We start from the raw sequence: 13613 nt of genomic DNA, 5'->3' as shown, positions 1-13613 counted from the left end.
TGTGGCCTCTCCTTGATCAGGATATTCGCATGCTCGATGTGGTGCTCTTCGAACCCGAGATCCCGCCCAACACCGGCAACCTGATCCGGCTGTGCGCCAACACCGGCTTTCGGTTGCATCTGATCGAACCGCTCGGCTTCGTGCTCGACGACAAGCGCCTGCGCCGCGCCGGGCTCGACTACCATGAGTGGGCTCGGGTCCGGGTGCATGCGAGCTGGGAGGCCTACCTGGCCGATGCCCGCCCGGCCCGGGTGTTCGCCGTCTCGACTCGCGGGCGCACCGGCTACCACGAGCCCGCCTACCGGGAAGGCGATGCCCTGGTGCTGGGTCCCGAGACTCGCGGCCTGCCCCAGGCGATGCTCGATGCTCTGCCCCCCGAGCAGCGCCTGCGCATCCCCATGCTGGCCGAGAGCCGCAGTCTCAACCTGTCCAACGCCGGGGCGGTACTGGTCTTCGAGGCCTGGCGCCAGCTGGACTTTGTCGGGGCCGGCCTTCCGGGGGCCGGCCTTCCAGGAGCAGAAGTCGAGCCTACCGCCGCGCCGCCTGCCGATCAGGAGTAAGCCATGTCGATCCGCCAACGCCTCGCCAAGTTGAACCCGCGCCAGCAGGAGGCGGTGCGCTTCATCGACGGCCCCTGCCTGGTGCTGGCCGGTGCCGGCTCGGGCAAGACCAGCGTGATCACCTCAAAGATCGCCTACCTGGTCCAGGAATGCGGCATGAGCGCGCGCAAGATCGCCGCGGTGACCTTCACCAACAAGGCCGCCCGGGAGATGAAGGAGCGGGTCGGGCAGCTGCTCAAGGGTCGCGAGGGTCATGGCCTGACCGTCTCGACCTTCCACACCCTGGGCCTCAATATCATCCGCTCCGAGCTCAAGACCCTGGGCTACAAGCCGGGCTTCTCGCTGTTCGACCCGGAGGATGCCAAGGCGCTGCTGCGCGACCTGATGCAGAAGGACGCCCAGATCGACGCCGATCAGATCAACCGGGTGCAGGGCCAGATCTCGACCTGGAAGAACGACCTGGTGCTGCCGGGCGACGCCCTGTCCCATGCCGCCGATGACGACGAGCAGTTCGCCGCCCGGGTCTACGAGGCCTACAACCGCCATCTCAAGGCCTACAACGCGGTGGATTTCGACGACCTGATCCTGCTGCCGGTGGTGCTGCTGCGCGATGACCCGGAGGCGCTGGCGCGCTGGCGGCGCAAGATCCACTACATGCTGGTGGACGAGTACCAGGACACCAACGTCTCCCAGTACCTGCTGGTCAAGCTCTTGATGGCCGAGCGCGCCACCTTCACCGTGGTCGGCGACGACGACCAGTCGATCTACGCCTGGCGAGGCGCCCGCCCCGAGAACCTGGTGACCCTCGGCGAGGACTTCCCGCGCCTCAACGTCATCAAGCTCGAGCAGAATTACCGCTCCACCGGCACCATTCTGCGCGCCGCCAATACCCTGATCGCCAACAATCCCCACGTCTACGAGAAGGCGCTGTGGTCGGAGCTCGGCCCTGGGGATGCGATCCGGGTGGTGGTCAGCCGCCACGAGGAGGCCGAGGCGGATCGGGTGGCCAGCGAGATCCTCACCCGCCGCATCAAGGAGCGTGCCGAGTGGCGCGACTTCGCGGTGCTCTATCGCGGCAACTTCCAGGCGCGGCTGCTGGAGCTCAAGCTGCAGCACTACCAGATTCCCTACAAGCTCTCCGGCGGCACCTCCTTCTTCTCCCGCAACGAGATCAAGGACGCCATGGCCTACCTGCGCCTGCTGATCAACCCGGCCGACGACAACGCCTTCCTGCGCATCGTCAACGTGCCGCGCCGGGAGATCGGTCCCGGGACGCTCGAGAAGCTCGCCAACTATGCCAATGATCAGGCCACCGGGCGCAGCCTCTCGCTGTTCGCCGCCTGTCACGAGATGGGCCTCGAGCAGGTACTGCCGGCCCGGGCCGTCGAGCGGCTGGGCCGCTTCACCCACTTCATCGACGGCGTGCGCCGACGCATGGACTCAGGCGATGCCATCGCCGCGATCCGCGAGATGCTGCGTGAGATGGACTACGAGGCCTGGCTGCACCAGAACGCCAGCGCGCCCACCGTCGCCGAGCGGCGCATGGCCAACGTCTGGACCCTGATCGACCAGCTCGAGAAGTCGATGGAGCAGGCCGCGGACGACGGCGCAGACGACGACAGCCTGGCCACCGAGACCGACGGCGTCGAGGCCGCCATCTCGCGACTGGTGCTGCGCGACATCCTCGAGCAGCAGGCCGAGGAGGACGATTCCGACCGGGTGCAGCTTCTGACCATGCACGCCTCCAAGGGCCTGGAGTTCCCCCATGTCTACCTGATGGGCCTGGAGGAGGATCTGTTGCCCCACCGCAACGCCGTCGAGGCCGGCACCGTCGAGGAGGAGCGCCGGCTCGCCTACGTGGGCATCACTCGCGCCCGGCGCACCCTGACGCTGACCCTGGCGCGCCAGCGCAAGGCCTATGGCGAACTGCTCGACTGCACCCCGAGCCGCTTCCTCGACGAGTTGCCGCCGGACGATCTCGACTGGGAGGGCCGCGCCGACAAGGAAGACCCGGAGAAGAAGCAGGCCCGGGGCAAGGACGCCATCGCCGGCCTGCGCTCGCTTTTGGGCTGAGGGCTCCTTGCTGGGCTGTAGGGCTCTTGGGGTCGAGGCCTCGCGATGGGCTGAGGGCGCTGGTGGGGCGCGAGTGCCGAGGGAGGCAGGCGACCGGCCCTGCCACTCAGGCAACACGAAGAAGGGGCGCCTTGGGCGCCCCTTCTTTCGTGGGTGCTGCGGTGGTCTCGTGCGTCCTATCTTCGCCGTGGTCAGGCCGGCGCGGTCGCCGCCTGGGGAAGGTTCTACTGGGCGGTGGCGATCAGGTGATCGACGGCGGCCTTGACCTCGTCGTCGGACAGCGCCGGGTTGCCGCCCTTGGCCGGCATGGCGTTGAAGCCGTTGATGGCATGGTCGTAGAGCGTCTCGGTGCCCTTCTCCAGGCGTGTCGTCCAGGCCTCGGCGTCGCCCTTCATCGGCGCGCCGGCGGCACCGGTGTCGTGGCAGGCCATGCACACCTGGCCGTAGATGGCACCGCCATCGATATCGCTGGCGGTGGCCATGGCGGCCTCGCCACTCGTCTCGCCGCCCTCGCCACCGGCACTGGCTGTCTCGCTGCCCCCGATGGCCGGTAGTTCTCCGTCGAAGACGGGCTCGACCAGGTGTTGCACGGAGCGCTTGACCTCATCGTCTGACAGGGCCGGGTTGCCACCCTTGGCCGGCATGGCGTTGAAGCCGTTGATGGCATGGCTGTAGAGCGTCTCGAGGCCCTTCTCCAGGCGCGGGGCCCAGGCCTCGGCGTCGCCCTTCATGGGCGCGCCGGCGGCACCGGTGTCGTGGCAGGCCATGCAGACCTGACCGTAGATCTCCTCGCCGGAGGCGCCGCTGCTCTGGCTGGCGCCACCGCTGGAGGAGGCCATGGCCGCGGTGCCGCAGTCTTCGCCGGCCCTGCATAGCTCGCCCACCGGCGCGAGCCGCTCGGCGATGGCGTCGTGGGACATGTCGCTTTGGGCGGACGCGGCGCTGGCCAATGCCAGGCTCAGGGCGGTCAGGCTGCCCAGGATCAGATTGCTGACTTTCACTCTCACCACCTCACTCACGGTCTCGTCATCGGGACTCGGCTCAACGCCCGCATCGGCGCCTGAATTTCAGTATACCGACAACGGCTCTGGCGGCAAAAACCGCGACGGCGGATGGTCAACGCCGTCAGGCTGGACAGCCGTCCGGCAGGCGGGTAGGATTGTGGCCGCCCGATCGGGCACTGTCTCAGACAGTCGCGCGCCCATAGCTCAGCTGGATAGAGTACTGCCCTCCGAAGGCAGGGGTCGAAGGTTCGAATCCTTCTGGGCGCGCCAAGAATTTCAAGGGCCTACGGCAATGCCGTAGGCCCTTTTCGTGTTTGTCCCCCCACAGGCCGCGCCCCGTCCAGACGCCTTTGTGCCGGCAGCTCCGGCCACTCCCCATTTTATCGGCATCACCGGGAGTGCTGGGCCTAGCGAGCCAGCCTTCCACCATCGACCGCCAGGGCGTGACCATTAACGTAGCTGGCGGCGTCCGAGCACAGGAATACCGCGGCACCGGCCAGCGCCACGGCCAACCCCTGGCCCAGGCCCTTGTTGCAGCCGGTGATCATGGCGATTCGGCCGTGCAGTTCAAAGTTCGTCAGTCGGTCTCGACGAGCGGACAGCGGGTCGGTCATGCGGGGCTCCAGGCTTCGTCATTGACCAGGTCGATGGGACGCTCACCCTCGAGGGCCAGGCGAATATTGTCCAGGGCCCGCTGAGCCATGGCCGTGCGCGTCTCATGAGTCGCCGAGCCGATATGGGGGAGGGCGACCACGTTGGTCATGAAAGGCAACGGAGATTCCGACGGCAGCGGTTCCTGCTCGAAGACATCGAGGCCGGCCGCCTGGATCTGGCGGCTCTTTAGCGCCTGGATCATGGCGGTCTCGTTGACCACCTTGCCGCGGGCGATATTGACGAAAACCGCCGACGGCTTCATCAGACCGAACTCGCGGCGGCCGATCAGCTTCTCGGTCGCAGGGGTGAGTGGAACCGTGACACAGATGACGTCGGCCTGGCTGAGCAGTTCATCGAGTTCGCAGCGCGTCGCGCCCAGCTCGTTCTCGAGGGCGGGCTTGGGCGAGGCGTTGGAGTACAGGACTCGCATACCGAAACCCAGGGCGCCACGGCGAGCGACAGCAGCCCCGATGCGGCCGAAACCGATCATCCCCAGCGTCTTGCCGTGAACGTCGCTGCCGAAATGCGCCTCGCCGATGCTCGAGCGCCAGTCGCCTTGCCTGATGAACTCGGCGAGCTCCACCGCGCGTCTGGCCGCGGCCAGGATCAGCAGGAAGCCCGTATCGGCGGTGGTCTCGGTGAGAACGTCCGGGGTATTGCACAGCAGAATGCCGCGCCGGGTCAGTTCGTCGACCGGATAGTTGTCGTAGCCCACCGAGATGCTGGCGATGGCTCTCAGCTGAGGGGCCTCGTCGAGCAGCGCCGGGGTGATCTTCAGGCTGGCGCCGACTAGGCCATGGGCCTCGCGCAGGGCGGCGCGAAAGGCCGGCTCGTCGGGCGAGTCGAGATGCGCGAAGTAGTCGACATGGAAGTCGCGACGCAGCTTTGCGAGCTGGTCGTCGTTGAGGCGGCCATAGGCCAGGATGCGCTGAGTCATGGGCTGAGTCATGGAGTCTCCATCATGCCGGCGAGGAAAGGCTGGCTTCGTGTTGGGTGAGACGCTTGCGTGTGGGGAGACCCTCCATATCGCCAACGACCTGGACCGCCAGGGCGCCAATCAGGTTGCCGCGCTGCAGCGCCTCCTGGGGAGAACGTCCGTCGAGCAGGGCGCTGACCACGCCTACCGCGAAGCCATCTCCCGCACCGACCGTGTCTACCACGGTCGTCACGGGGATGCCGGGGATGGTGAAGCTCGCCTCCTGGCCGCCGAGATGCCCTCGGTAGTAGCTTCCCTCGGGCCCCAACTTGATGATCACCGCGGTGGCACCGCGCTCGAGATAGAAGTCGGCGATATCATGGGGGCTGTCCTTTCCGGTCAGGCGCCGACCCTCCGCGAGGCCCGGCAGCACCCAGTCGGCTCGGCTGGCCATCGCGTTGAGGGTGTCGCGCATCTCGGTGTCGCTCGACCACAGCGACGGGCGCAGATTGGGATCGAACGAGATGCTGGCGCCGGCGTCGCGGGCTCGGTCGAGGAGGTGCCAGGACAGTTCGCGACTGCTGGGGGACAGCGCCGGGGGAATCCCGGTGGCATGCAGGTGGCGCAAGGCACTGAAGTCCACCCCCTCGGCATCATCCGGGGCAAGCTGGCTGGCGGCACTGCCACGGCGGAAGTACTCCACGCGAGGGTCGGCCCCGTCCGCGGCGCGCTCCTTGAACATCAGGCCGGTCGGGTGGTCAGGGTCGCTTGTCAGGTGGCGACAGTCCAGTCCTTCGGCTTCCAGGGTATGCCGGATATAGCGCCCGAAGGCATCATCGCCGACGCGGCTCAGCCAGCCGACGTGAAACCCCAGACGAGCCAGGCCGATGGCCACGTTGTTATCGGCGCCGGCGATGCGCCGCTGGAAGTCCTCGACCGTTTCCAGCTGGCCGGCAGTGTCGGCCACGAACAGGGCCATGGCCTCGCCGAAGGCGAGGATCTCGGGGGAACGACTGGGCAGTGGCATGAGGACTCCTTGGGCTCGGGAAAAGGATGCGCGTGCGGCAGGTCGGCCAGCCTTTCCGGCTTCTCGCGGATGGAGCACCGAGGTATTGCACTTGTCTGGCCGAACACTCGCGTTGGCCGATAGTACAGCAGAAAGACAAATATTTACTTGTTATACCTATGTCTAAGAGGCTGATCTGGCGGCAGTATTATTTGCGTGATTTTTAGTCAAAGTATTGATAAATATCAATTAATGTAAGTTTGTCAGAATGTTCGTTTCAGTCGTCTCGAGATGAGCCTTTCGACATTAGTCCAATATTTGTAAAAAGTTGTTTGAATCCGCACAAGGCGCTTCCTATAGTGAGCTCGTCATTCAGACAGTTACTGGGCGGAGTCATGAGCGTAATCAACAACTATCCACACGATGAATTGTCCGAGCTTACCCGCGGACGCCTGAAGCGGGCCTCGACTGCATCACTGCATACCCTGCTTCACAAGCGCGGCCTGAAGAACACCTATATCCAGAATGTCGGTCGCATGAACAGCAGCCAGGTCAAGATGGTGGGGCAGGCGTACACCCTTCGCTATATCCCGGCCCGAGAAGATCTGGACGTGGTCGCGGCCTTTCGCGACCCCGAACACCCTCAGCGTCTCGCGGTGGAGAGCGTGCCGCCGGGCCGCGTCCTGGTCTCGGACTGCCGACAGGATGCCAGCGCCGCCAGTGCGGGCAGCATCTTGCTGACGCGGCTTCAAGTTCGCGAGTGCGCGGGCTTTGTCTCCGACGCGGGCGTGCGTGACTCCGAGCACGCCGAGACCATGTCGATGCCGGTGTTCTGCACCAAGCCCAGCGCACCGACCAACCTGACCAAGCATCATGCGGTGGATATCCAGCAGCCCATCGGATGCGGCGGCGTGCCAGTCTACCCGGGGGATGTCCTGGTGGGGGACGGCGATGGCGTCATCGTGGTGCCGCTGGCATTGGCGGATGAGGTGGCCGAGGAGGCGGCCGGCATGGAGGCCTTCGAGGCCTATGTGCTGGAAAAGGTCAACGCTGGTGCGGCGGTCATCGGTCTGTATCCGCCCAACGAGGAGGCCCAGGAAGAATACCAGGCCTACCTGCGTCGCCAGGAGGCTCGCGGCTGAAAGAGCGTCGCCTCGATACCACCACACAATCACAATCAATAAAGTAAGGAGCCGCCATGTTTGCTCTCACCCCTCTCAACGCCTCCTCACGTCAGCGCTTCGTCAAGGCAGCGGCTGGCGCGACCCTGGCCGGTGCGGTTCTGGCCGCGGTGGTCGCCGTGCCCGTTGCCCAGGCCGACTTCCCCCAGCGTGACGTTCGCATGATCGTGCCCTGGCCCGCCGGCGGCGGTGCCGATGCCATCTCGCGCAAGATCAGCAATCTGGCGGAGCAGGAGCTGCCCACCTCGATCTATGTCGAGAACATCGGCGGCGCGGTGACCGCCACCGGACTGATGCAGCTGGCCAAGGCGCGTCCCGATGGTCACACCATCGGCGTGCTGACCTACGACAGCGTCGTCACCCTGCCGCGGGGCAACATGGTGCCGGGCTACTCGCTGGACAAGCTCGAGCCGTTCGCTCGTGTCACCCAGGAGGCCGACGCCATCGTGGTGTCCAAGCAGTCCGGCTATTCGTCCTACGAGGAGCTGATCGAGGCGGCCAAGGCCGATCCGGGGTCGGTGCGGATCGGCGTGGCGCCCCAGGGGTCGGGCCCGTACCTGGCCGTGCGCCGGTTGGAGGCGGCGACCGGGGTGACCTTCAACGTCATTTCCTACCCGGGGTCGTCCACCGCCGAGGCCGAGGCACTGCTGTCCGGCGAGATCGACGCCGCCATCTCGAGCCTGGGTGACTTCTCGGGGATCCTGTCCTCCGGTGATGCCTTCGGCGTGGTCGAGCTCTCCGGCACGCAGAATCTCGCCTATCCCGATGTCCCGCCGATCTCGGATTTCGGGGTGGAACTCGAGACCGGCAGCTTCATCGTGCTGGCGGCGCCGGCCAATACCCCGGAAGACGCCATCGAGGCCCTGGAGTCGACCTACCACGAGGCCTACCAGAGCGACGAGTTCCAGCAGTGGGTCACCAATATCGGTGTCACGCCTGGCTGGCTCGGCAGCGAGGAAGTCAACGCGTGGATCGACGGCTATCAGGAGCGGACCTTTGCCGCGATGGATGAGCTGAACCTGTAGGCCTGGTGCGCTTCAGGGCCATCGGCGGGGTCGCTCGCCGATGGCAAGGGATCAATCGGGCAGGGCGTCCGACGCGCGAAGACGCTTCTGCCCGACACCACTGATGCCCTGCGACGATCCACTCCTCCCAGATCACTGTGTTGTCGGTCTCCGGTATTCGGGGGGCCGAGAGAGGTTTCGCATGTCTCGTTCATCTTCTTCCCTGCTGGCGCGTGCGCTTGGCTTTGGCTCTGGTTCTGGCGCGGCCCGGTTCCATGGCGTACTGGCGCTGCTGGCGCTGGGCTACTTGGTTGGCGGCCTGGCGATGGGGCCACCCCTCGAGGCGGGCAAGTTGACCCCGTCCTTCTTTCCGCTGCTGATCGGTGTGCTGGCCACGGTGCTGTGCGGCCTGCAGTGGTGGTCCTCGGTGCGCGGTGCCGAGGCTCAGAACCAGGCCGAGGCATCCGTCGACGCCGATAGGCAGGAGGGCTCCGCCTCTGGCCGTCGTCTCTCGCCGGAGCTGACCCTGATGCTGGCGACCCTGGGCTACGTGCTGGTGTTCCAGTGGCTGGGCTATGTGCTGTCCACCCTGGTCTATGTTCTGGGAGTGATGCTGCTGTTTTCGGGGCTCGACAAATGGCTGAGCAAGGCCGCGATCGCGCTGGCCATCACCGCGGTGGGCTTCGTGCTGTTCAACCAGATCTTCAATGTCCGTCTACCGACGCTGTGGGGGTGAGCCATGACGACTGATGCAACCCACTCGGTGATCTTTGCCGGGCGACACTCCGGGGGTGACCCATGGACTTCCTGACACAGGTGGTGGCGAGCTTCGGCCTGCTGCTCAATCCCACGATACTGTTCTATGTGGTGGCCGGCTTTCTGATCGGCACCATCTTCTCGGCCATTCCCGGCCTGACCGCCACCCTGGCGCTGGCGCTGTTGTTGCCGCTGACCTACAGCCTGGATGTGACCACGGCGCTGATGGCCTGTGCCAGCATCTACATGGCCGGCATGTGCGGTGGCAGCATCACCGCCACCACCATCAATATTCCCGGTGCCCCCTCGTCGATGATGACGGCGGTGGAGGGCTACCCGATGCAGCAGCGGGGCGAGGGGCCCCTGGCGTTGGGCCACGCCTCTTTCGCCTCGATGATCGGCGGGGTGTTCGGCGCGGTGCTGCTGGTACTGCTGGCGCCCTTGATCGCCGATCTGTCGCTGCTGGTGCAGACCACCGGTAAGGCTGCGCTGATCCTGTTCGCGCTGATCGTGATCGTCATCGCCCAGCGGGGCAACGTCCGCCGCGCGGCCATCGCCGCCTGTCTCGGCCTGATGCTGGCCACGGTGGGGCTCGACGCCATGGTGCCGGTGGCCAGGTTCAGCTTCGGCATGGGTGACCTGGCAGCGGGGATCGACCTGATGCCGGTGATCATCGGCACCTTCGCCATCAGTGAGCTGTTGACCCAGCTGGCCGAGAACGACAAGGCCAAGCGCATCCGCGAACAGCTGAAGGGGGTGGCGAAGATCCGTCGCCGCGACTTCATCCCATCGCGTTCGGCGATCCGTCGCATCGGGGCGGCCTGCTACCTGAAGTCGTCCACCATCGGTTATCTGGTCGGCACCCTGCCCGGCGCCGGGGGCTCCATGGGCGGCTTCCTGGCCTACGTGGAAGCGGTGCGGACCTCGCGCGAGCCGGATAGCTTCGGCAAGGGCAATCCCCAGGGGATCGCGGCGGCGGAAAGTGCCAATAACGCGGTCTGCGGCGGCGCCCTGGTGCCCATGCTGACCTTCGGTATTCCCGGCGATCCGATCACCGCCATCGTGCTGGGCGTGCTGGTGATCAACGGCATCCAGCCGGGGCCCCAGCTGATGGAATCCCAGGCCGGCCTGATCGCGCCCATGCTGGCGGCGCTGATCTTCAGCGCGCTGATCCTGGTGCCGCTGACCATGTACCTGCTCGGTCCCTACTTCATCCGCATCGTCAGGATTCGCCGCGACGTGCTGTTTGGCTCGATCGCGATGCTGGCGGTCGTGGGCAGTTACGTGGCGACCTACTCGACCTTCCAGATGATGATGACTCTGGTCATGGGGATACTGGCCTTCTACCTGAGGAAGCACGGCTATCCGGTCGTGACCCTGCTGCTCGGGTTCATTCTCGGCCCGGGGCTGGAGGAGTACCTGCGTCGCGCCCTGACGCTGTCCAACGGTGACCTCACGGTCTTCGTGACCCAGCCCGACAGCCTGTTCTTCATCGTGCTGACCGGGATCTTCGTCTACTTCCTGGCGATCCGTAAGCCGGTGCAACTCAAGGGGGGCGAGAACTCGGGCTGACCCGAGACGCTCACTCACATCGTCAGCGCCTTTTTCGCCTGATGACTGGCCAGCGGCCACGTCGTCAGGCGTTTTTTTGTCGCTGCGGCATGAGCCCCGGTGCGGGGCTTGAAGCGTCTGCTGGTGCGGGCGGCGTCGCTGCTTGCCTGATCCATCGGTGACTTCCCAGCGACGAACGGCAGGACAAGGCGAGTCCTGGGGGGGGAGTCAAGGCGGGGCATGGTGGATGGGGGACGCACCACAAGAAGGCCCTCGCCATTGGCGAGGGCCTTCTTCTTGGTCTTTCAGTTGCTGCCGTCAGGACCCGCGATTAGCGCTTGCCGTCCACCTGGCGTGGCAGCCCGAGGGGGTTGCTCTCCTTCAGGCTATCCGGGGCAATCTCCTGTGGCAGGTTCTGATAGCAGACCGGCCGCAGGAAGCGCTGGATCGCGGCGCTGCCCACGGAGGTAGTGCGGCTGTCGGAGGTGGAGGGCCAGGGGCCGCCGTGAACCATGCTATGGCAGACCTCGACGCCGGTGGGCCAGCCGTTAAACAGAATGCGACCGGCGCGACGCTCGAGCAACGGCAGCAGGCGGCTTGCCAGTTCGTGATCGGCCTCCTCGAGGTGCACGGTGGCGGTCAGCTGGCCTTCCAGGGCGGTCAGCACGGTCTGCATCTGCTCGACGGAGCTGCATTCGACGATCAGGCCGCAGGCGCCAAACACTTCGTCATGCAGCACCGGGTCGGCGATAAAGGTCTCGGCGCTGGTGCGATAGAGGTGCGGCCGGCAGGGGCAGGCGAGGTCTGGCGCCTCCTTGCCCATGGCGACGCGCGTTACCCCGTCCCTGCCCTGAAGGCGCGCGACGCCCTCTTCGTAGGCGGCGTGGATGCCCGGTGTCAGCATCAGCTGAGCCTCGGCCTCGCTGATGGCCTGGCCCGCCCGATCGACGAAGCGTTCCAGCGCCGCTCCGCTCAGTGCCAGGACGAGGCCCGGATTGGTGCAGAACTGCCCGGCGCCCATCACCAGGGAGCCGGCGAACGCCTCGGCCAGGCCTTCGGCGTTGGCCTCGAGATGCTGGGGAAGCAGCAGAACCGGGTTGATGCTGCTCATCTCGGCGAAGACCGGAATCGGCTGAGGCCGCTGCTGGGCGGTGCGCAGCAGGGCGGTGCCGCCATTGCGCGAGCCGGTGAAACCGACCGCCTGGATGCGCGCGTCCTTGACCAGCGCCTGCCCGAGCTCGTTGCCGCTGCCGTAGAGCAGCGAGAACACGCCTTCCGGCATCCCCGAGGCCTGGGCGGCCTCCTGAACGGCGCGTCCGACCAGCTCCGAGGTGCCGGGGTGGGCCGAGTGAGCCTTGACGATCACCGGACAGCCGGCGGCCAGGGCGGCCGCCGTATCACCGCCGGCCACCGAGAAGGCCAGCGGAAAGTTGCTGGCGCCGAAGACGGCCACCGGTCCCAGCGGAATCTGCTGCTGGGCCAGCGCGGGCCGCGGCATGGGCTGGCGATCGGGCAGCGCGGGCTCGGTGCGGATATCCAGGTAGTCGCCGCTTCGCAGGACCCCGGCGAAGAGCCGGAGCTGACCGCAGGTGCGGCCACGCTCGCCCTCGAGACGCGCCCTGGGCAGGCCGGTCTCCAGCATGGCGCGCTCGGTCAGGGTCTCGCCGAGGGCATCGATGCTGTCCGCCATGGCCTCGAGGAAGGCGGCGCGATCGGCAAGCGGCAACTGGCGATAGGTCAGGAAGGCGTCCTCGGCCAGCTGGCAGGCCTGGTCGACTTCCGCCTGACCGGCCATCGCGTACGCGGGGGCGAGCGCCTCGCCGGAGGCAGGATTGACGGCCTCGATACCGGTCGGGCCGGCTAGGGTCTGGTAGCCGATGAGATGGTGGCCTTTCAGTGTCATGGAAATCTCCTCGAGAAGTGGTGGCGACAAGGTGTTTGAAGGCAAGAGGGGCCTGCCGCGGCCAGAGGAGGATCCGGCCGCGTTGCTGTCGTTGGGGAATGAGGGTCGGTGCGGAGGCTTCAGGCTCTCGCCTGCCGGCCGGGCATCAGGGGCACATCTGCCCGCCATTGACGTCGATCACCTGGCCGGTGATGTAGCCGCTGGCGGCGTGGGAGGCCAGGAACAGGAAGGAGGGCGCTACCTCCTCGGAGGTTCCCAGGCGCCCCATGGCGATCGTGGAGGCGATCTTGGCCTTCACCTCGTCGCTCTTGTCGGCGTGGAAGGCGGTATCGATGGTGCCGGGCGCGACGATATTGAAACGAATGCCGTCCTGCGTGAATTCCTTGACCCAGTTGCGGTGCAGGTTGTGCAGCATGGCCTTGGAACCGCCATATAGAGAGGCGCCAAGACCGCCGCCTTCACGCCCGGCGATGGAGCCGGTGCTGATGACACAGGCGGTCTCGCCGCGCTTGGCGGCGGAGGTCTTCAGGTGAGGCATGGCGAAGCGAGTCGTCATGATCACGGAGCGCAGGTTCAGGTCCATCACCCGCTCGAAGTCTTCGTCCTCGAGGGACTCGAGGCCCTTGCGCACGCCGAGCCCGCCGGCATTGTTGACCAGCACGTCGAGGCTGCTGAATTCGTCAACGAAGGCGTTGATCAGTGCCTCGCACTCACCGCTTTTGGTCAGGTCACGCTCATAGTAGGCAAAGCGCGCCCCTTCGGATTCCAGCTGGGCGATCAGCTCCTGGGCGGCTTCGTCCTTCTTGCTGCTGTTGATGCCGACGATGGCACCCTGGCGGGCGAAAGCCACCGCGGCGGCACGACCGATGCCCTTGGTGGAGCCGGTGATGAGAACGGTCTTGTCGTTGAGATCGGCGAACATGAAGTGCTCCTGCGGATAATCAGGCTTTAACAGGTCGGGTGAGGTCTAGCAGAGGGTGTATGGCGGACTGCAGCGACCAATGA

Annotated in this window: 13 protein-coding genes and 1 tRNA gene; 7 read left to right on the top strand and 7 right to left on the bottom strand. The window is 66.2% G+C overall.

What is annotated here, in order from left to right:
• The first annotated feature begins 29 nt into the window (after window positions 1–29).
• On the top strand, window positions 30–560 hold the full coding sequence (gene trmL / locus IEJ03_RS15365) for a tRNA (uridine(34)/cytosine(34)/5-carboxymethylaminomethyluridine(34)-2'-O)-methyltransferase TrmL (protein ID WP_192035659.1): 531 nt from the start codon (window positions 30–32) through the stop codon (window positions 558–560).
• 3 nt (window positions 561–563) lie between these two features.
• Window positions 564–2633 (top strand): DNA helicase Rep, encoded by a 2070-nt coding sequence (rep, locus tag IEJ03_RS15360; RefSeq protein ID WP_192035658.1) that lies wholly within the window; start codon window positions 564–566, stop codon window positions 2631–2633.
• Between the two features lie 224 nt (window positions 2634–2857).
• Here the strand turns inward: rep and IEJ03_RS15355 are convergent, their stop codons facing one another.
• The gene (locus IEJ03_RS15355) at window positions 2858–3634 is read right to left on the bottom strand and encodes a c-type cytochrome (protein ID WP_242458000.1); all 777 of its coding nucleotides are present in this window, start codon (window positions 3632–3634) and stop codon (window positions 2858–2860) included.
• Window positions 3635–3830: 196 nt separating this feature from the next.
• Here IEJ03_RS15355 and IEJ03_RS15350 point away from each other — a divergent pair.
• Window positions 3831–3907, top strand: a tRNA-Arg gene (locus IEJ03_RS15350).
• Between the two features lie 137 nt (window positions 3908–4044).
• Here IEJ03_RS15350 and IEJ03_RS16000 read toward each other — a convergent pair.
• The 3 genes from IEJ03_RS16000 to IEJ03_RS15335 are packed head-to-tail and all read right to left on the bottom strand — an operon-like array spanning window position 4045 to window position 6234.
• A complete protein-coding gene (locus tag IEJ03_RS16000) occupies window positions 4045–4251 on the bottom strand; it encodes an SDR family oxidoreductase (protein WP_347400985.1) in 207 nt (68 codons plus the stop codon).
• Window positions 4248–5228: a D-glycerate dehydrogenase gene (locus IEJ03_RS15340; RefSeq protein ID WP_192037362.1), complete on the bottom strand. Its 981-nt coding sequence runs from the start codon at window positions 5226–5228 to the stop codon at window positions 4248–4250. Before IEJ03_RS15340 ends, IEJ03_RS16000 begins: the two co-directional genes overlap by 4 nt.
• A 22-nt stretch (window positions 5229–5250) precedes the next feature.
• Window positions 5251–6234: a sugar kinase gene (locus tag IEJ03_RS15335; RefSeq protein ID WP_192035657.1), complete on the bottom strand. Its 984-nt coding sequence runs from the start codon at window positions 6232–6234 to the stop codon at window positions 5251–5253.
• 374 nt (window positions 6235–6608) lie between these two features.
• Here IEJ03_RS15335 and IEJ03_RS15330 point away from each other — a divergent pair, with 374 nt between their 5' ends.
• From IEJ03_RS15330 to IEJ03_RS15315, 4 genes are all read left to right on the top strand, one after another.
• Window positions 6609–7355, top strand: coding sequence for a ribonuclease activity regulator RraA (locus IEJ03_RS15330; protein WP_192035656.1), 747 nt, complete (start codon window positions 6609–6611; stop codon window positions 7353–7355).
• A 56-nt stretch (window positions 7356–7411) separates the two neighbouring features.
• Window positions 7412–8419 carry a tripartite tricarboxylate transporter substrate binding protein gene (locus IEJ03_RS15325; RefSeq protein ID WP_192035655.1) on the top strand — a complete coding sequence of 336 codons (1008 nt, stop codon included), beginning with the start codon at window positions 7412–7414 and terminating at the stop codon, window positions 8417–8419.
• A 181-nt stretch (window positions 8420–8600) separates the two neighbouring features.
• Window positions 8601–9134 carry a tripartite tricarboxylate transporter TctB family protein gene (locus tag IEJ03_RS15320; RefSeq protein WP_192035654.1) on the top strand — a complete coding sequence of 178 codons (534 nt, stop codon included), beginning with the start codon at window positions 8601–8603 and terminating at the stop codon, window positions 9132–9134.
• Between the two features lie 62 nt (window positions 9135–9196).
• Window positions 9197–10726, top strand: a complete 1530-nt coding sequence (locus IEJ03_RS15315; RefSeq protein WP_192035653.1) for a tripartite tricarboxylate transporter permease — start codon at window positions 9197–9199, stop codon at window positions 10724–10726.
• Window positions 10727–10740: 14 nt separating this feature from the next.
• On the opposite strand, the gene IEJ03_RS15310 is transcribed toward IEJ03_RS15315, so the two are convergent.
• From IEJ03_RS15310 to IEJ03_RS15300, 3 genes are all read right to left on the bottom strand, one after another.
• A complete protein-coding gene (locus IEJ03_RS15310; RefSeq protein ID WP_192035652.1) occupies window positions 10741–10881 on the bottom strand; it encodes a hypothetical protein in 141 nt (46 codons plus the stop codon).
• Window positions 10882–11036: 155 nt separating this feature from the next.
• Window positions 11037–12608 (bottom strand): aldehyde dehydrogenase (NADP(+)), encoded by a 1572-nt coding sequence (locus IEJ03_RS15305; protein ID WP_192035651.1) that lies wholly within the window; start codon window positions 12606–12608, stop codon window positions 11037–11039.
• 145 nt (window positions 12609–12753) lie between these two features.
• Window positions 12754–13530, bottom strand: coding sequence for an SDR family NAD(P)-dependent oxidoreductase (locus tag IEJ03_RS15300; protein WP_192035650.1), 777 nt, complete (start codon window positions 13528–13530; stop codon window positions 12754–12756).
• Between the last annotated feature and the right edge of the window lie 83 nt (window positions 13531–13613).

This window comes from Halomonas sp. YLGW01 (assembly GCF_014840935.1).
Taxonomy (GTDB): domain Bacteria; phylum Pseudomonadota; class Gammaproteobacteria; order Pseudomonadales; family Halomonadaceae; genus Onishia.
This window is presented reverse-complemented; position numbering and strand designations above follow the sequence as displayed.